Consider the following 16,494-nt stretch of genomic DNA (forward strand, 5'->3'; position numbering starts at 1 on the left):
TACGCTGTGGGCCATGGCCACTGAAGCGCTGATCGAAAGCATCCTCGCTGCCGGCGACGGGCCATCCGCGTCGGCGATCGACGCGCTGCACGAGCTGCTCGACGACGCCACGATCGAGGCCGCGGCGATGCCCAAGAGTATCGCCGCGGCCGCCAGGCTTGTCGGGCTGTCGACGCACACCCTCCGGTACTACGAGCAGGAGGGACTCGTGCGGCCCGCTCGCAACGCCTCCGGGTACCGCGAGTACTCCGCGTTCGACCTGCGCCGCCTCGTCTTCCTCACCCGGATGCGCCTGTCCGGCATGACCATGACCGACCTCAAGCGTTACATCCTGCTCGTCGAGCAGGGCCCGAGCACCATCCCGGAACGCCGCCGCATCATGCTCGACCAGCGAGACCGAATCACGCGGCAGATCCGTGAGCTCGGCCTGGCGCTGGAGACCACCGAATACAAAATCCGCGTCTACGACGGACACCCGGAAGGCTGACGCCCGTCAACCGCGCCACCACCACCGGCGGCGCAGCGGCCAGCTTGTCCGGCATGAACCCCAGCAAACACGACGCCCCGCAGCCCGAATCTGCCATCGCCGCTGGTCGAGGCAACATCGTTGTTTTTCGCGGGATTACTATCGCATCCCCGTATCGGCCGCGTCGCGACGATATCGAACGCGCGGCCGTAGAAAGTGATCTCTCGGCTGAATGTTTCGCGGTCAACCCAGATACGGAGTCGTGCGCTGTTCGGCGTGGTGCTGCAACCGGAGCCGAACAGTCTCGTGTACGGGCAGCGTCCCGAGTTCTTCGAGTCGTAGGAATTCGACAGAGGTCGATTCATCAGACACGGAGATCCTCCCACCGGTCACTTTGCCGTAGTAGACCACTGCGAACTCTTGCCGGACCTCACCGTCCGCGTGTTCGATCACGTGCTCAGGGTCGGTGTAGATACCGAGCAGGCCGGTGATCTCGATGTCCAGTCCGGTCTCTTCGCGGGTCTCCCGAACCGCGCAACCCTCCAGAGTCTCGCCTACCTCCATGATTCCACCGGGTAGAGACCAGTTACCCGAGTCGCCACGGCGTTGCATCAGCACACGCCCATCCTCGTCGGTCACCAGCGCGGAAGCTCCCGGCTTCAGCGAGTTCGGCCGTGGCGCGTTCGGATCTCGGTAGTAGTCACGCCGTGAGCCCATTGGCGAATCCTTGCGTCGTCGAGTAGGGGGTGACAGTGCCCCATATCTGTTCGAACTGGTCGGCGAACGACTCGAATATCCCGTGCTGCGACAACTGGCGCAGATGCAGCGCCGTGTGCTGGTAGCCACGGGCACGGAACAGGTACGGCGTCACGATCATCTCGGAGTCGAACCGGAACACAGAGTTATACAGATGGGTCGAGTGAAGTCCTACGGTGCAGCCGGGGGTATCCGCAAGCGGTCCCAGCATCGACAGCGCGTTGCGTATCCGGCCAGGGAGCGTCCCGCCCATCTGCTCCAGCGCGTCACGCTCCATGACGTGAGCGCAATCCGGATCGGCGAAGCCTAGCCGGACCTCGCATCCTGCGCGGCACTTGGCAGCGATGATCTCGGCTGCCCTCGGCAGCAGTTCGAACACGAACGGGTACGCATACCCGATAATGTCGATTCGTTCGGTTGCCTTGTGTACCAACGAAATCCATAGGTCGTTGGGAATGTCTGCCCGGTGCGCGTATGCGCCGATGACCTCTGCGGTGGCCGGTGCGCCGGATTGCAGATCCGGCCGCGCCACGGGCCATAGGGTCTCTTCGGTCTCCTGGAGTGCTTCGGCTATCCGAATCCTGGTTCGGCGGTGTGGTACCCGACCGGCAAGCCACCGGTTGACGGTCTTCACGTCCACGCCGGCGATTTCCGCCAGCGCTGCTGAGTCGAGTCCGGCCCTCAGCATCGCGGACTCGAGTCGAGATGTCATACGTACATCTTCCCAAAGGTCCCCCGAGGACGCACGGGACACTTCAAATGTCCGGTAAAACGTCCCCAGCGAAGTTTTGGCGTCCCTTGTCCATCCCTACTTTGAGACGGTGCCCGGCACCGGTCGATTCGTTCCGCAGTGCCGAGTTCGAACCAATCGTCAGGGCAGCGGTGAATGCCGATTGCGCGGGGTCTCTACGACCGTCTGCCGGACGAAGCCCACCCGAAGCCGGTGAACCTCAGGGGGTTCGACGTGAGCCACGACTTGACCCAGCGCGTCCCGAGGACGGATGAAGTTCCTCCAGGCCGGTACGAGCCTCCGCCGCTGTTGATGCTGTGGCTCTTCGCGGACGCTATGGCTGACTGGGCCTACAAAGACTCCCCGGGTACGGGTGATCCGTCCCCGTGCCCGGGTGAGAACCAAGCGCAGGGACGAATGTGACTCTGTTACCGAACGATCGGGTCGTTATCGACCCGGTGCCGTTGTCTCGGTGCCGCTGGTGGAAGACGGCCGACGGCCCACCGAACGGATGGGGGACACTGACCGATGTCCGTTGCCCCGATCGGTTGTTCTGCCTTCACCTGGTCCCGGTCGTAGACGGCCGGATCGGACGGCACCAACGCAGCGACCAGCGTCCGTGCCCCTGGTCCGGTTCCCGGATCGAAGACGACCGGCCGGAGGGTATGCGATGAAGCCGAACCCCTCGCACATCACGACGTCCCCGGATGGCTCAACGTCGGTCGAATGGAAGCTGGTGGCACGCGTGGCGCGTATCACCCACCTGACGACCGGCGAGACCTCCACCGTGTCGTTCATGCCGTGGCCGGATCTATCGGAGGCTCGGGAGCGCTACCCGCGACTTGCTGGACTCTGGGACCGGGTTCGACACGACTACTGGGTCGAGATGCTGAACGCTGGAATGCTTCCAGGAGACGAGCGCCCGGCCACGCAAGACGCCTCGCGGACGCGCGCACCCACATGTGGCGCGCCGTCGTGCGAGGGAGACTGCTCAGGCGGGGCGGATCCGTAGGGAGACGTCGCCGAGGACGGGGGCGTCGTCGCGTTCTACAACGGTCGCGGCGATGGTGAGTACGTCGTCGTCCTGCCGCCAGATCCGGGTGCGGATCGTCTCGCCCGGGTAGAGCACGCCTGCGAACCGGGCGCGGAATCCGATGACGCGGCCGGCGTCGGAGTCGAGCACGGTGTCGGTCGCGGTCTTGCAGACGATGCCGTAGCTGCACAATCCGTGCAGGATGGGCGCGGGAAACCCGGCCGCGCGGGCGAATTCCGGGTCGGAGTGCAGCGGGTTGCGGTCGCCGGACATCCGGTAGAGCAGCGCCTGCTGCGGCAGCGTCGGCGTGGTGACGTCGAAATCCGGTGCCCGGTCGGGCAATTCCGACTTGGTGCTGGGGCCGCGCTCGCCGCCGAAACCGCCCTCACCCTTGGCGAAGATCGAGGAGCGCTCGGTCCACAGCGGCGCTCCGTCGGAGCCGGTGACCGTGTGCTCCTGGACGATGACCGCCGCCGAGCCCTTGTCCCAGACCTCGGCGATCCGGCTGACCTTGGTCGCCTTGCCCGCGGCCGGGATCGGCCGGTGCACCTCGACCTCCTGATGACCGTGCACCACCTTCGCCAGGTCGATCTCGACGCCGGGGAAGCTCACCCTTGGCGGCTCGGTCTCGTGCACCGTCGCCGCCACGGTGGCGAAGGTCGGCAGCACCTGCGGTTCGCGATCATCGAGATAGCGCAGTTCGGCGGGGTCGGTCCAGCGCGTGCCCGCACCGAGGCCCAGCTGATAGAGCTGCACGTCCGAGGGGGTCCAGGCGAACTCCCGGCTCGGCAGTTGCGCGCTGAGCGCGATCTTCGGGTCGATGGGCATCAGTTCTCCTTGTGCATGATTGTGGATGGATCCGGCCCGCCCGCGCCGCGAGCGAGGCCGCGCCGGAACTCGACGGCGCCCGGGTCCGATCCTGCGCTTCCGGGACACCGGCCCGCCAGTGCGTCGTCCGTTCCGCGGGACCGTTCAGCGGCTACGCATCGGCCTGTGGATGGATCGCGAGGCGGGCCGAGCGCATTCCGGCGGGCACTGCCTGTGAGCCGTGGTTCGTACCGCGTTCTCGTCTCACGCCCCCGCGATGGCGGCGGGCTGGTCCTTCTTGCGCTCGACGATATCCAGCACGGCGAGGTAGCCGAAGGCGATCGCGGGGCCGATGGTGGCGCCGGGCCCGGCGTAGGTGTGGCCCATCACCGGTGTGGAGCAGTTGCCGGAGGCGTACAACCCCTCGATGGCGCTGCCGTCCTCGCGCAGCACCCGCCCGGCGGTGTCGGCCACCAGCCCGCCCTTGGTGCCCAGATCGCCCGGCACGATCTGGGCGGCGTAGTACGGACCCTCCACCAGCGCGGCCAGGCACGGGTTGGGCCGCACGGTCGGATCGCCGTAGTACCGGTCGTAGTGGCTGTCGCCACGGCCGAAGTCCTCGTCCTTGCCGGTCTCGGCGAAGCCGTTGAACCGGGTGACGGTCGCTGCCAACTCCTCGGCGGGCACGCCGATCTTGCCCGCCAATTCCTCGATGCTGTCGGCCTTGACGATGAAGTCGTTTTCCATCCACCGGGATGGAAAACGCTGACCGGGCTGTAGCCCGGCGAAGATGTAGCGGTTCCGGTAGCGCTGGTCGAACACCAGCCACGCGGGGATGTTCTCGCCCGGCCCCTCACCCTGCCCGTACTCGCCGCCGTACATGGTGTGCACTGCCTCGACGTAAGGAGCGGACTCATTTCCGAATCGCTTGCCGTCGGCGTTCACCATGATGCTGCCGGGCAGATTCCGTTCGGCCAGCGCGAACCACGGTTTGCCGCCCTTGAAGATGGTCGGCCCCCACCAAGCGTCCTCCATGAAACCGATGGCCGCGCCCGCCGCCATGCCCGCTTGGATGCCGTCGCCGGTATTGGCGGCCGCGCCGGTGGTCCACTCGGTGGTGATGGGCTGGCGCTGGTATTTGGTGCGCATTTCCGCGTTGTGCTCGAAACCGCCGCTGCCGAGGACGACGCCGTAGCGTGCGGTGAAGGTGACCGGCTCGCCCTCGTGCAGCGCTTGGACGCCGGTGACGACGCCATCGGTCACGACGAGGTCGGTCATCGGGGTGTTCAGCAGAAGCGGCACGTTCGCGTCCATGAGCCCCTTGCGCATGCCCGCGATGATGGCCTGCCCCATGCCGACGATGTGTTTGCGGGTGAACTTGGCCCAGTAGGTGCGCGCGCCGACGCGCATCGCGCGGAGCATGCCCTTCGGATGACGCCGGATCAGATTGAGCCGGACGAAGTCGGCCTGCATGACCACTACGTTCAGCGGAGCCTTCGCGTACGGCGGCTCCAGGTTGAACCGCTCGTCGCCCAGGATCTTCGTGTCGAACGGCCTGGGCTCGCACGAGCGACCCTCGGGCCGCCCGCCCGGCGCCTCCGGATGGTAGTCGGAGTAGCCGGGCACCCAGGTCATCTTCAGCGGCGAGTGATCGAGCACGAAGTCCAGCGCTTCGGCGCCGCGATCGATGTAGGTGTCGATCCGTTCGGCGGGCACGACGTCGCCGATGATGCTGTGCAGATAGGTGCGTGCGTCCTCGCGGTCGTCGGGCCGACCGGACGCGCGCAGCGCCTTGTTGCCCGGGATCCACACGCCGCCGCCGGAGCGCGCGGTCGACCCGCCGTAGTGCGCGGCCTTTTCGATGACCACCACGCTCAGGCCGTTGTGGGCCGCGGTGAGGGCAGCGGTCATGCCGGCGGCGCCGCTGCCGACCACCACCACGTCGTATTCCCGATCAGTCATGTAGAACACGTTATAGAATGGACGCGCCATTGGTCTATGTTGTGTGGCAGAAGACTTGCTCGACGTTCCGTTTGTCGAGGAAACTTGTTTCAGTTTCAGACCGGAGTTAAGAACATGGGCCTCGAATGGGACCTGGCCACCGACGTTGTGGTGGTCGGATACGGCGCCGCGGGTGCGGCGGCCGCGCTGGAAGCGACCGCGGCGGGCGCGCAGGTGCTCGTGCTCGAGCGGTTCGCCGGAGGTGGGACGTCGGCGCTGTCCGGCGGCATCATCTACGCGGGCGGCGGCACCTCGGTGCAGCGGGAGGCGGGGGTGGAAGACACCCCGGAGGCGATGTATGCCTACCTGGAGCGCGAGGTCGGCGACGCGGTCACCCCGGAGACGCTGCGCAAGTTCGTCGACGAGAGTCCGCAGCTGATCGAGTGGCTGAAGGCGCACGGCGTCCCGTTCGAAGCCTCGCTGTGCCCATACAAGACCTCCTACCCCAACGACCGCTATTACCTCTACTACTCCGGCAGCGAGATCTCCGGCGCGTTCCGGGACATCCCGGCCGCCCAGCGCGGCCATCGGGTGAAGGGCAGGGGCACCTCGGGCAAGAAGCTCACCGGACCGCTCGCCGCCGCGGCGTCCCGCGCAGGCGTCCGGGTGGAAACCCTCACCCGGGTGACCCGATTGATCACCGACGCGGCGGGCGCGGTCATCGGCGTCGAGTGCAACACGCTGCGTGACGCGCCCGGCCGGGTCCGCGATCGCTACACCCGCATGGCGAAGGTCGCGGCCAAGCCGGGCATCTACTACCCGCCGCTGCGGCGAGCGCTGGAACAGCGGCTGGACCGGCTGGAACGCCGGTACGGCAGCACGATTCGCGTTCTCGCGCGGCGCGGGGTGGTGCTCAGCGCGGGCGGATTCATCGCCAATCGCGACATGGTGCGGCAGTACGCGCCCGCCTTCCACGGTGGTCTCGCCCTGGGCACCACCGCCGACGACGGCAGCGGCATCCTGATGGCCCAGCAGGCCGGCGCGGCGGTGGACCACATGGACAACGTCTCCGCCTGGCGCTTCCTGCTCCCGCCCAGCTCCTTCACCGGCGCGTTGCTGGTGGACGCCGCCGGTCGCCGGGTGATCGACGAGACGCGCTACGGCGCCGCGGTGGGCAACGCGCTGATCACCGAGCACGACGGTAAGGGCTGGCTGCTGGCCGACGACCCGCTGATGCGCACCGCGATCGGGCAGATCGGCGAACAGGGCGCCTGGTTCCAGCGCGGGCAGTTCGAAACGATGCGGCGCACCGCGATTCGCGGCGCCACCTTGGAAGAGGCGGCCGCGAAGGCGGGCATCGACCCCGCCGGGCTGCGCGCGACGGTCGAGGCGCACAACACCGCGATCGAGACCGGAGCCCCCGATCCGGTCGGCAAGCCCGCGGAGTTCACCAATCCGGTCCGCACCGGCCCGTTCTGGCTGTTGGATGTGGGCATCAAACCGAGCCTGACCAACCCGTGCCCCATGCTCACCCTCGGCGGCGTCGTCGTGGACGAGCGCACCGGCGCGGTCAAGACGGCCGAGGGCGACGACATCCCAGGGCTCTTCGCGGCCGGACGCACCGCGATCGGTGTCTGCTCCAGGTCCTACGTCAGCGGGTTGTCGCTGTCGGACTGCATCTTCTCCGGCCGCAGGGCAGGCCGGTCCGCCGCGGGCGAGCAGGTCTCGGCGCTCGAAAAAGCAACGGAAGGAAACTAGCGTGCTGTCCGACGCGGTACGAACCGAACTGGCCGACGAACTCGAGCGCGCCGAGCGCGAACGGGTCGCGATCGATCCGCTGATCGCCCGCCACCCCGACATCGATGTGGTCGACGCCTACGAGATCCAGCTGATCAACATCCGGCGCAGGCTCGACGCGGGCGCGCGCGTGGTCGGGCACAAAGTGGGCCTGTCCTCGAAGGCCATGCAGCAGATGATGGGCGTGGACGAACCCGATTACGGGCATCTTCTCGCGGAAATGGAAGTCTACGAAGATGTTCCGGTCGAGGCGGGCCGCTACCTGTTTCCCCGGGTGGAGGTGGAGGTCGGGTTCGTGCTCGGCGCCGACCTGCCCGGCGCGGAATGCACCGAAGCGGACGTGCTCGCCGCCACGGTCGGCTTCGCACCCGCGATCGAACTGATCGACTCGCGAATCAAGGACTGGAACATCGGCCTGGCCGACACCATCTCCGACAACGCGTCCTCCGCCGGTTTCGTGCTCGGCGCCGAGCGTGTCGCGCCGGAGGACATCGACATCAAGGCCATCGACGCGGTGCTCACCCGCAACGGCGAGGTGGTCGCCGAGGGCCGCAGCGACGCCGTGCTCGGCGACCCGGTGATCGCGGTGGCCTGGCTGGCGCGCAAGGTCGCGAGCTTCGGCGTCCGGTTGAAGGCCGGTGACATCGTGCTGCCCGGCTCGTGCACCCGCGCGATCGACGCCCGTCCGGGCGATGCGTTCCACGCCGAGTTCGCCGGACTCGGCTCTGTCCGTCTGCAATTCACCTAGGGAGGCTGTCGTGTCCAACGGGACCGTCACCGCCGCGATCGTCGGGTCCGGCAACATCAGCACCGATCTGCTCTACAAACTGCTGCGCTCGGAGAAGATCCAGCCGCGCTGGATGATCGGGATCGACCCCGACAGCGAGGGCCTGAAGCGGGCGCGCGGACTCGGGCTGGAAACCTCGCACGAGGGCGTGGACTGGCTGCTCGGGCAATCGGAGCTGCCCGATTTGATCTTCGAGGCGACCTCGGCGTATGTGCATCGCGCCGCCGCCCCGCGCTACGCCGAGGCCGGGATCCGCGCCGTCGACCTCACTCCCGCCGCGGTCGGCCCCGCCGTCGTTCCGCCGGTGAACCTGGGCGCGAATCTCGACGCGCCGAACGTCAACATGATCACCTGCGGCGGCCAGGCGACGATTCCGATCGTCGCCGCGGTGTCACGCGTCGTCCCGGTGCCGTACGCGGAGATCGTCGCGTCGGTGTCGTCGGTCTCGGCGGGCCCCGGCACGCGGGCGAACATCGATGAGTTCACCAAGACCACCAGCCGCGGCGTCGAGACCATCGGCGGAGCGCAGCGTGGCAAGGCCATCATCATCCTGAATCCGGCCGAGCCGCCGATGATCATGCGCGACACCATCTTCTGCGCCATCCCCGACGACGCCGACACCGACGCGGTCGCCGAGTCGATCCACCGGATGGTCGCCGACATCCAGCGGTATGTCCCCGGTTACCGGCTGCTCAACGAGCCGCAGTTCGACGAGCCCTCGGTGGTCTCCGGCGGGATGGCCAAGGTGTCGGTGTTCGTCGAGGTGGAGGGCGCGGGCGACTTCCTGCCCCCGTACGCGGGCAACCTCGACATCATGACCGCCGCCGCGACGCAGGTCGGCGAGGTCATCGCCGAACAGATCGTCACGGCCCGGGTGTAAGGAGCTTTCGACATGGCCTACTCAGCAGAACTCGACATCCGCGTCACCGACACTTCGCTGCGCGACGGATCCCACCACAAGCGCCACCAGTTCACCGCCACCGAGGTCCGTGACATCGTGGCCGCGCTCGACGGCGCGGGTGTCCCGGTCATCGAGGTGACCCACGGCGACGGCCTCGGCGGCTCGTCGTTCAACTACGGCTTCTCCAAGACGCCGGAGCAGGAACTGGTCACCATCGCGGCCGAGACGGCGAAGCGGGCGAAGATCGCCGTGCTGATGCTGCCCGGCGTCGGGGTGAAGGAAGACATCAAGATCTCCCAAGACAACGGCGCGTCCATCTGCCGCGTCGCCACTCACTGCACCGAAGCCGACGTGTCGATCCAGCACTTCGGCCTGGCGCGCGAGCTCGGGCTGGAGACCGTCGGGTTCCTGATGATGTCGCACACCCAGCCGCCGGAGGTGCTGGCCAAGCAGGCGCGCATCATGGCCGACGCCGGATGCCAGTGCGTCTACATCGTCGATTCCGCCGGAGCGCTTGTGCTGGAACAGGTGTCCGACCGTGTCGCGGCGGTGGTCGCCGAACTCGGTGACGACGCCCAAGTCGGCTTTCACGGCCACGAGAACCTTGATCTGGCCGTCGCCAACTCGGTCTACGCCATCCGCGCGGGCGCCACTCAGATCGACGGGAGCGCACGCCGTTTCGGCGCGGGCGCGGGCAATACGCCGGTCGAGGCGCTGGTCGGGGTGTGCGACAAGCTGGGCGTCAAGACCGGCATCGATTTCTTCGCCATCGCCGACGCGGCCGAAGACGTCGTCCGCCCGGCGATGCCCCAGGAGTGCCTGCTCGACCGCCAGGCCCTGATGATGGGCTACGCGGGCGTCTACTCCAGCTTCCTCAAGCACGCCGAGCGCCAAGCCGAGCGCTACGGCGTCTCGGCCGCCGAAATGCTCGTGCGCGCGGGCAAGCGCAAGCTCGTCGGCGGCCAGGAGGATCAGCTCATCGACATCGCGCTGGAGTTGCAGAGAGAGAAGGCGACCGTCACCGCCTGACCGGTCGAACTGAGCGGGCCGCGAACGAAACTACCGTTCGCGGCCCGGTCCGACCACGAGCGAACCACTGACGTTTGGCGTTCTTTCGACTTTGCTTCAGCACCCACCCACTATGGACCGCCAACATACTCCCGACTCGGAAACCAGCTACGTATCAGTGGCAACATCGTCGCGCGGCTCCGGCTGATCAGCGGAGTGTCCGAGTTGTCCGTACTGCACGAGATACGCTCTATTCCGCGAGCTTTGCCATCCGCGTTCGGTCGGTTCCAATGACCGCCCACTGGTGGTCGGGTCCTTGGGCCACGGCTCCCGAATATGGATCTGGATATCGTCCTGCAGAATCAGAGCCAGTTCCATCGCGAACTCCTCTGCGGTCGCGCTGCCTGGTTCGGTGGGGTCGAGGGCCGCGGTAGTGCCGGCATCAGGCACAGCAATTCTCACCAGAGCCTTCGGCGCTGGGCTTCCGGTCCGATCGCTGAACGTGCGCCATTTATCGGTAATTCCGGTGTCTACATGCACCGCAAATCCGAGCGAAGTTTCGATGTCGGAGGCGAGCAGCCTTGCGCCTCGAACGGCGTCATCTATGTCCACGTCCTCTATCCTGCCACTGCTGTTACGGGACTGTGCATTCGTTGAGTGGTGTGATGTAGACGGTCCCATCCGGCGCCGTATGGAGGCCGTCCACATGTAGCACGTCGCCGCTCTTCCAGATGTTCTTTCCGTTACGGTAACGCGCTTGTCCAAAATGGAGCATATCATCCTTCTCTGATTTTTGTATTCTGCTTATCGGCGACCTATTGACGAATAAATGCCACTCGTATTCACCGGGTCGGTGGCTTAAATCTTTGATGAACCACCACCATGTGTAGTAGCCGATTGGATCGCCATTGTATGGCCTGATTTCAGATTTGAGAGTTCCATGCTCGGTTTTTTGTTGGTAGTCGAGGCATAGCGGAGGGGTAGCCTCCGCGACAGCAGGGAGTGCGACTTGACCAGCAATGGAGCAGGCAATCGCCATCGCCGCCAGTGCCAGGGGTCGCCAGCGCCGACGAATGCCTATCCTTCCGATGCTGTCACGGGATGCTGGTTTGATGCGGCGGCTGATACCCGAGTTGAACACGGCTCCTGTGGGTGCTACCTCCGCTGAATTGGGGGTTGTCGAGATGTGTTGGATCGACCGCGCGGCGACGGCCATGTATACATGATTCATCGTGTGTTCCTTGCTTGAAGTCCGAAAGCTCTTCTGTCTGCAAGGCTTTGACGCTTCAAGCACGGGCGCGGTTCCATCGATCCCGAAATTTTCTTGGAGTCGTCCATAACGCTTGCGCGGGATCGCAGGCGAGGTACCCGCCGGACTCGAGCACGCCGAGCGCTACGGCGTCTCGGCCGCCGAAATGCTCGTGCGCGCGGGCAAGCGCAAACTCGTCGGCGGCCAGGAGGATCAGCTGATCGACATCGCGCTGGAGTTGCAGCGAGAGAAGGCGATCGTCACCGCCTGACCGGTCGAACTGAGCGGGCCGCGAACGAAACTACCGTTCGCGGCCCGTGGTGTCTGGTGCGCTTCGGTTAGTTGGGCGGGAGGACACCCGCGAGGAAGGACAGCACGTCGGGCCAAGCGGCGTCGACGATCCCTTCGTGGTCGGCGTTGTAGCTGTGGAACTCGTATTTCGTTCCGGCAATGGTGAATTGAGCGAGCAGCACCTGGGTGAGCGCGAGCGGAACGGTGTCGTCGGCGGTGCCGTGCGCGAGGAACAGCGGCTGGTGATATCCGGAGACCGGCACTCGCAGGTAGCGGGTGAGGGCGTCGGCCAAGGGGCTGCCTGCCACCGGCCGGTCGAGCATCGCCCCGATCGAGACGCCTTCGACCGCGGCGGGCCAGTCGGGTTGGCACCGTCGGTCGATGCGAGCGAGCGCCTGCGTGCCGGCGGGTGTCAGGACGGAGGCCACCGCGTCGGGAGCGCCGAGGCGCACCCCGTCCAACAGAGCGGCGAACACCGCGGTGAAGCCGTCGAAGCCGGGAATCGCGGGTACGTACGGCCCGGCCGCGGCGAGGATCTTCTCGATATTGGACGGCGGCGCGAGCGCCGCCGTGCCGCGGAATTCGAGTTCGGGAGCGTAGTGGTCGGCGATTTCGCCCGTGTTGAGCGCGGCGTGCCCGCCCTGCGAGACGCCGGTCACCGCCCACCTGCGGCCGAGCGCGGGCTCGACGTGCCGGGCGGCGCGCACGAGGTCGACGGTCGCCGTGGCCTCGGTGCGCGAATGGAGGTAGGGGTGCACGGTGGCCGCGCCCGCCCCGAGACCGACGTAGTCCGGTGCGACGACCGCATACCCCTGCTCGAGCAGCCGCCGGACGACGGGCGCGTCGTATCGCGGATTCGTGCTGATCCCGCAAGCCGGGCCGAGGCCGCTGGTCCCGTGTTCCCAGGCGACGATGGGCCAGCCGTCCACCGGCGCGGGCCCGGCCGGTGTCGCGAGCACCCCGGTCGCCGTCGTCGGTGCTCCCGTCGGGCCCTCGGTGACGTACTCGAGAAACCTGGCGGGCTCGATGTCGCCCCACCCGCCCGGGAATTCGTGCGAACCGACCACCGACCCCGGTCCCGCTGTTGTGGCTGCGCTCCGGTCGATTTCGTCGGCATGCGCGGTCGTCTCCGCCGTGGCGATGGCGACCCCGGCGAGCACGAGTGCTATCGAGCGCCGTGGCCTGGGGATCGTGGCCCCACGGCGGAACCAGTTGGTGAGCATCGGCTTCCCTTCGCGGACCCGCCCCGAATAGGCTTGCTGCATAATATATCTCGAGTTCGCCGATGCGCAGGAGCCGACGACGTTACTCACATCCGCGGTTGTGCACGGCTGTGCACAACCCCGCGCGTACGGCAACGGCGGGAGCGCGGAACGCAGTGTGGCCCGCCCGTCACGGCGAGTGCGGTTATCCGCTCAACTCCGTGAGGATCCGGCGCAGCCGGGTAGCGCGCTCTGCGGACGTCCGCGCCTTCATCAGCCGCAGGAACACCGCGTACCGCGCAGTGCGGTCGAGCTGGTCGAAACGGGCTCGTGCGCGGGTGTTCTCGGTGAGAGCGGCCGTCAGATCGCCGGGACAGGTGGCGGTGCGCTGGGGCGCGTAGGCGGCCTGCCAGCGGCCATCGGACCGGGCGGCGGCGATGGCGGCCCACCCGGGTGAACGCATGCGTCCGGCGGCGATCAGCGCTTCGGCTTTGGCGACGTTGACTTGTGACCAAGGACTCTTCGAACGCCGCGGCGAGTATCGCTGAAGGTAGTGGTCGGCGTCGAGGCCGCGGCGGTGACTGTCGATCCAGCCGAAGCACAGCGCGCCGTCGAGCGCCTCGCCGTTGCTGATCGTCGTGCCCGCCGCCCCCTTCTTGGCGATCTTCAGCCAGACGTCGGCAGCCCGGTGGTGATTGGCCGCGAGCCACTCCTCCCACTGCGCGACATCGGCGCAGATAAGAATTCCAGCTTCATCCAACTGACCCATGGTGCCCTCCCGAGATGCGGCGTTGTCTGCACACCCCATCCTCCGACCCAAAGTGCTCATCATGTGAGCACTTCACCCGTCGAGTGCCACGGGAAGGCGCGGTGATCTCGGATTTCGCCGCGCCCAGGATTCGTCGGCCTCTTGCCGCAGCTGGGCGTAAACGACACGCGGAAGTTCGCGATGTCGTTCAACCAGTTCTTCGGCGGTTCGGTGCCGCCCGGCCGCACCTCCGCGACCTCGACCCAGCCGGCCGCGCGGAGGGCGTGCTCGGCCGAAGTTCTTCCCGTCCTGCCGCCGAATAGCTGCGAGCCGAGAACCACGACATCTTCGTAGTCCTCGGTCAGGCGGCCCGGTGTGCACCATTGTCATTCGCGAGACCGGACCCGAGGGTCATCTCCGGCGGCAGGACGGCGCGCCGCCCTCGCGGTCGGCGCGGAATCCGGACGCATGCCGAGGCGGCGGTGATCGTCGAGCGATCGGCGGCGTAGCGTGTTTGCCGTCGTGTATCCGTCGGCGGCCCGGCCCGCGACCGCGGCCACACAGTCGAGAGGAGAAACGTATGACCATCGATATTCGCAAGGTGACCGTCCTCGGCACCGGGGTGCTCGGGTCGCAGATCGCCTTCCAGACCGCCTTCCGCGGTTTCGAGGTGACGGCATACGACATCGATGACAAGGCGCTGGCCGCCGCCGAAGAGCGACTCGACAAGCTCACGGCGGTCTACCGCGAGCAGGTGCCCGGCGGCGGAGACGGCAAGGCGGAGCAGACCGCCGCCGGCATCGCGCTGAGTTCCGATCTGGCTCGGGCGGTGCAGGACGCGGACCTGGTCATCGAAGCCATTCCCGAGGTGCTGAGCATCAAGCGGCAGACCTACGAGAGGCTCGGCCAGGTCGCACCGGAGCGCACGATCTTCGCCACCAACTCCTCCACCCTGCTGCCCAGCGCCATGAAAGACTTCACCGGCCGCCCGGATCGGTTCCTCGCGCTGCACTTCGCGAATCAGGTGTGGCACTTCAACACGGCCGAAATCATGGGCACGACCGACACCGACCCGAAGGTGTACCGAGCCGTGGTCGACTTCGCCTCGAAGATCGGCATGGTGCCGATCGAAATCCACAAGGAGAAGGCAGGTTACGTCCTGAACTCGCTGCTGGTGCCGTTGCTCAACGCTGGCATGAGCCTGGCGGCGGGCGGCTATGCCGATCCCGAAGCGGTCGACAAGACTTGGCAGATCGGCACCGGCGCACCGGCGGGGCCGTTCCGCATCCTCGACATCATCGGTCTGACCACGCCGTACAACATCCTGGTCAACAACGAGGACGCGGACTCCCAGCGGCTGGCCCAGTGGTTGAAGGAGAATTACATCGACAAGGGCAAGCTCGGCATCGCCACCGGCGAGGGTTTCTACAAGTACTGAGCCGGTGCGGGTGACATGCACCGCCTTATGCGCTAGACCGCGACGATCTCGAGCATGCTTTCCAGCCCGCGGAAATCTGCGCTGTTGCGGGTATACAGCGGTAACCCGCGCGCTGACGCGATTGCCGCGATGAGCAAATCCATCCGGCGGGGCCGCGGGTCGCGCTTCGCGGCCGAGGTGAGCGCTACCAGCGTGCCGTAGCGTGTCGCGGCGTCCTCGTCGAACGGCAGTGGATCGAAATCCACGATGGCAGCGCCCAGTTGCTCAGATCGTGCGGCCCGTGTGGCGGTGTCTTTCGCCATGGCAACCCCTTGGTGCAATTCGGCCATTGTGATCGCCGTGATCTCGGGTATCTCCGGCAAAGACGCGGGATCGAGCACGTACAGGTCGATGTAAGTGCAGGTGTCCAATATGCCCGACGCGTGTCGCTCGGTCATGCGCGGGATCCCCAAGCATCGTCGTCGCCGACTCGATCTTCCGTTCCGAAGAACTCGTCCGCCTCTTGCCGCATGCGGGCGTAGTCGACATGTGGAAGCTTGCGATGCCGTTCAACGATTTCTTCGGCGGTACGGCGCCGCTTGCGGCCAACAGGTCGGACCTCGGCGACCTCGACTCCGTTGCGGGTTACGCGGAACGTTTCCCCGGCCTCGACCGCGTTCATGACCGCCGCTGAGTTGTTGCGGAACTCCCGCTGCGTGATCACCTTCATGATCCGAGTGTAGCCCGCTGTAGCATTGGGGGCTACGCACCCATCGAGGGACTACAACCAGGTGTCCAAGGTGGTCGTCGTGAGGAAGTGCTCCAGGTCCGCGCGCCACGGGGCCGGGGTGGTCTTCTCCGGTTCGATGGCGGTGTACTGGCCGCGGTAGAACAGCAGGGGGCGGCCGGTGGTGGTCGTTTCGGAGAGGGCTTGGACCCGGCCGATCACGATGTAGTGGTCGCCGCCGTCGACGACGCTGTCGACGGTGCACTCGATGGTGGCGAGGGCCTCGTCCAGGACCGGGAGGTCGCGGTCGGAGGTGTGCCACGCCGCGCCGGCGAACTTGTCGGGTTCGCGGGAGCCGAAGCGGGCGCACAGTTCGCGCTGCTGTTCGGCCAGGACGTTCACGCAGAAACGCCCGGTCTTCTCGATCGCCGCCCAGGACCGGGACGCCTTGGTGGGGCAGAACAGCACCAGGGGTGGTTCGAGGGAGAGGGCGGCGAACGATTGGCAGGCGAAGCCGACCGGGGCCTGATCGCCGTCGAAGGTGGTGATCACGGTGATCCCGGTGCAGAACTGCCCCAGCACATTCCGGAACTGCCGTGGATCGATCCCGGATCCGTCCGCGGTCATCGTTTCG

Annotated in this window: 17 protein-coding genes and 1 pseudogene; 7 read left to right on the plus strand and 11 right to left on the minus strand. The window is 66.8% G+C overall.

All coding sequences use genetic code 11. The features are described 5' to 3' along the window. The first annotated feature begins 13 nt into the window (after positions 1–13). On the plus strand, positions 14–487 hold the full coding sequence (locus ACGF7Y_RS16325) for a MerR family transcriptional regulator (protein WP_393234306.1): 474 nt from the start codon (positions 14–16) through the stop codon (positions 485–487). A 222-nt stretch (positions 488–709) separates the two neighbouring features. Here the strand turns inward: ACGF7Y_RS16325 and ACGF7Y_RS16330 are convergent, their stop codons facing one another. The 4 genes from ACGF7Y_RS16330 to kstD all read right to left on the minus strand — a co-directional run bounded on the left by ACGF7Y_RS16330 (position 710) and on the right by kstD (position 5,763). Then, positions 710–1,183: an NUDIX domain-containing protein gene (locus ACGF7Y_RS16330; protein ID WP_393234309.1), complete on the minus strand. Its 474-nt coding sequence runs from the start codon at positions 1,181–1,183 to the stop codon at positions 710–712. Further along, positions 1,167–1,934 (minus strand): XRE family transcriptional regulator, encoded by a 768-nt coding sequence (locus ACGF7Y_RS16335; RefSeq protein ID WP_393234311.1) that lies wholly within the window; start codon positions 1,932–1,934, stop codon positions 1,167–1,169. The genes ACGF7Y_RS16330 and ACGF7Y_RS16335 overlap by 17 nt, the downstream gene beginning before the upstream one ends. Positions 1,935–2,943: 1,009 nt before the next feature. Next, positions 2,944–3,813, minus strand: coding sequence for a MaoC/PaaZ C-terminal domain-containing protein (locus ACGF7Y_RS16340; protein WP_393234314.1), 870 nt, complete (start codon positions 3,811–3,813; stop codon positions 2,944–2,946). Between the two features lie 243 nt (positions 3,814–4,056). Further along, a complete protein-coding gene (kstD, locus tag ACGF7Y_RS16345; protein ID WP_195066623.1) occupies positions 4,057–5,763 on the minus strand; it encodes a 3-oxosteroid 1-dehydrogenase in 1,707 nt (568 codons plus the stop codon). Positions 5,764–5,868: 105 nt separating this feature from the next. On the opposite strand from kstD, the gene ACGF7Y_RS16350 reads away from it, so the two are divergent. From ACGF7Y_RS16350 to dmpG, 4 genes are read left to right on the plus strand one after another with little or no spacing between them, the layout of a single operon-like run. After that, positions 5,869–7,491, plus strand: a complete 1,623-nt coding sequence (locus ACGF7Y_RS16350; RefSeq protein ID WP_393234668.1) for an FAD-binding protein — start codon at positions 5,869–5,871, stop codon at positions 7,489–7,491. 1 nt (position 7,492) lies between these two features. Continuing rightward, the gene (locus ACGF7Y_RS16355) at positions 7,493–8,278 is read left to right on the plus strand and encodes a 2-keto-4-pentenoate hydratase (protein ID WP_393234317.1); all 786 of its coding nucleotides are present in this window, start codon (positions 7,493–7,495) and stop codon (positions 8,276–8,278) included. A gap of 10 nt (positions 8,279–8,288) precedes the next feature. After that, positions 8,289–9,197 (plus strand): acetaldehyde dehydrogenase (acetylating), encoded by a 909-nt coding sequence (locus tag ACGF7Y_RS16360; RefSeq protein ID WP_393234320.1) that lies wholly within the window; start codon positions 8,289–8,291, stop codon positions 9,195–9,197. A 12-nt stretch (positions 9,198–9,209) separates the two neighbouring features. After that, complete coding sequence (dmpG, locus tag ACGF7Y_RS16365) at positions 9,210–10,247, plus strand: 4-hydroxy-2-oxovalerate aldolase (protein WP_393234322.1); 1,038 nt, start codon at positions 9,210–9,212, stop codon at positions 10,245–10,247. A gap of 147 nt (positions 10,248–10,394) precedes the next feature. Here the strand turns inward: dmpG and ACGF7Y_RS16370 are convergent, their stop codons facing one another. Together ACGF7Y_RS16370 and ACGF7Y_RS16375 are read right to left on the minus strand one after the other, a co-directional pair. After that, positions 10,395–10,838 carry a hypothetical protein gene (locus ACGF7Y_RS16370; RefSeq protein WP_393234323.1) on the minus strand — a complete coding sequence of 148 codons (444 nt, stop codon included), beginning with the start codon at positions 10,836–10,838 and terminating at the stop codon, positions 10,395–10,397. A 22-nt stretch (positions 10,839–10,860) separates the two neighbouring features. After that, a complete protein-coding gene (locus ACGF7Y_RS16375; protein ID WP_393234325.1) occupies positions 10,861–11,442 on the minus strand; it encodes a hypothetical protein in 582 nt (193 codons plus the stop codon). 169 nt (positions 11,443–11,611) lie between these two features. On the opposite strand from ACGF7Y_RS16375, the pseudogene ACGF7Y_RS16380 reads away from it, so the two are divergent. Further along, a pseudogene (locus ACGF7Y_RS16380) lies at positions 11,612–11,746 on the plus strand (4-hydroxy-2-oxovalerate aldolase); the annotation flags it as partial. A 67-nt stretch (positions 11,747–11,813) separates the two neighbouring features. Here the strand turns inward: ACGF7Y_RS16380 and ACGF7Y_RS16385 are convergent. Together ACGF7Y_RS16385 and ACGF7Y_RS16390 are read right to left on the minus strand one after the other, a co-directional pair. Then, entirely contained in the window at positions 11,814–12,989 is a 1,176-nt protein-coding gene (locus ACGF7Y_RS16385) for a lipase family protein (protein ID WP_393234327.1), read from the minus strand. A gap of 184 nt (positions 12,990–13,173) precedes the next feature. Continuing rightward, a complete protein-coding gene (locus ACGF7Y_RS16390) occupies positions 13,174–13,737 on the minus strand; it encodes a YdeI family protein (protein WP_393234329.1) in 564 nt (187 codons plus the stop codon). 559 nt (positions 13,738–14,296) lie between these two features. Here ACGF7Y_RS16390 and ACGF7Y_RS16395 point away from each other — a divergent pair. After that, positions 14,297–15,154 carry a 3-hydroxyacyl-CoA dehydrogenase gene (locus ACGF7Y_RS16395; RefSeq protein WP_393234331.1) on the plus strand — a complete coding sequence of 286 codons (858 nt, stop codon included), beginning with the start codon at positions 14,297–14,299 and terminating at the stop codon, positions 15,152–15,154. A gap of 32 nt (positions 15,155–15,186) precedes the next feature. Here ACGF7Y_RS16395 and ACGF7Y_RS16400 read toward each other — a convergent pair whose 3' ends face one another. Genes ACGF7Y_RS16400 through hsaB form a run of 3 tightly spaced genes read right to left on the minus strand, consistent with a single transcriptional unit; the run spans position 15,187 to position 16,487 of the window. Then, positions 15,187–15,591 (minus strand): type II toxin-antitoxin system VapC family toxin, encoded by a 405-nt coding sequence (locus tag ACGF7Y_RS16400; RefSeq protein ID WP_393234334.1) that lies wholly within the window; start codon positions 15,589–15,591, stop codon positions 15,187–15,189. After that, positions 15,588–15,863, minus strand: a complete 276-nt coding sequence (locus ACGF7Y_RS16405) for a type II toxin-antitoxin system Phd/YefM family antitoxin (RefSeq protein ID WP_393234337.1) — start codon at positions 15,861–15,863, stop codon at positions 15,588–15,590. Before ACGF7Y_RS16405 ends, ACGF7Y_RS16400 begins: the two co-directional genes overlap by 4 nt. A 51-nt stretch (positions 15,864–15,914) precedes the next feature. Further along, positions 15,915–16,487 (minus strand): 3-hydroxy-9,10-secoandrosta-1,3,5(10)-triene-9,17-dione monooxygenase reductase subunit, encoded by a 573-nt coding sequence (gene hsaB / locus ACGF7Y_RS16410; protein WP_040864689.1) that lies wholly within the window; start codon positions 16,485–16,487, stop codon positions 15,915–15,917. Positions 16,488–16,494: the final 7 nt, after the last annotated feature.

The sequence above is a fragment of the Nocardia sp. NPDC047654 genome (assembly GCF_043205035.1).
Lineage (GTDB): Bacteria > Actinomycetota > Actinomycetes > Mycobacteriales > Mycobacteriaceae > Nocardia.

Bases quoted from the DNA above. Each gene is read 5' to 3' on its own strand.
- ACGF7Y_RS16325 (WP_393234306.1), top strand. From the start codon at position 14: ATGGCCACTGAAGCGCTGATCGAAAGCATCCTCGCTGCCGGCGACGGG.
- ACGF7Y_RS16330 (WP_393234309.1), bottom strand. From the start codon at position 1,183: ATGGGCTCACGGCGTGACTACTACCGAGATCCGAACGCGCCACGGCCG.
- ACGF7Y_RS16335 (WP_393234311.1), bottom strand. From the start codon at position 1,934: ATGACATCTCGACTCGAGTCCGCGATGCTGAGGGCCGGACTCGACTCA.
- ACGF7Y_RS16340 (WP_393234314.1), bottom strand. From the start codon at position 3,813: ATGCCCATCGACCCGAAGATCGCGCTCAGCGCGCAACTGCCGAGCCGG.
- ACGF7Y_RS16350 (WP_393234668.1), top strand. From the start codon at position 5,869: ATGGGCCTCGAATGGGACCTGGCCACCGACGTTGTGGTGGTCGGATAC.
- dmpG (WP_393234322.1), top strand. From the start codon at position 9,210: ATGGCCTACTCAGCAGAACTCGACATCCGCGTCACCGACACTTCGCTG.
- ACGF7Y_RS16375 (WP_393234325.1), bottom strand. From the start codon at position 11,442: ATGGCCGTCGCCGCGCGGTCGATCCAACACATCTCGACAACCCCCAAT.
- ACGF7Y_RS16385 (WP_393234327.1), bottom strand. From the start codon at position 12,989: ATGCTCACCAACTGGTTCCGCCGTGGGGCCACGATCCCCAGGCCACGG.
- ACGF7Y_RS16390 (WP_393234329.1), bottom strand. From the start codon at position 13,737: ATGGGTCAGTTGGATGAAGCTGGAATTCTTATCTGCGCCGATGTCGCG.
- ACGF7Y_RS16395 (WP_393234331.1), top strand. From the start codon at position 14,297: ATGACCATCGATATTCGCAAGGTGACCGTCCTCGGCACCGGGGTGCTC.
- ACGF7Y_RS16400 (WP_393234334.1), bottom strand. From the start codon at position 15,591: ATGACCGAGCGACACGCGTCGGGCATATTGGACACCTGCACTTACATC.
- ACGF7Y_RS16405 (WP_393234337.1), bottom strand. From the start codon at position 15,863: ATGAAGGTGATCACGCAGCGGGAGTTCCGCAACAACTCAGCGGCGGTC.
- hsaB (WP_040864689.1), bottom strand. From the start codon at position 16,487: ATGACCGCGGACGGATCCGGGATCGATCCACGGCAGTTCCGGAATGTG.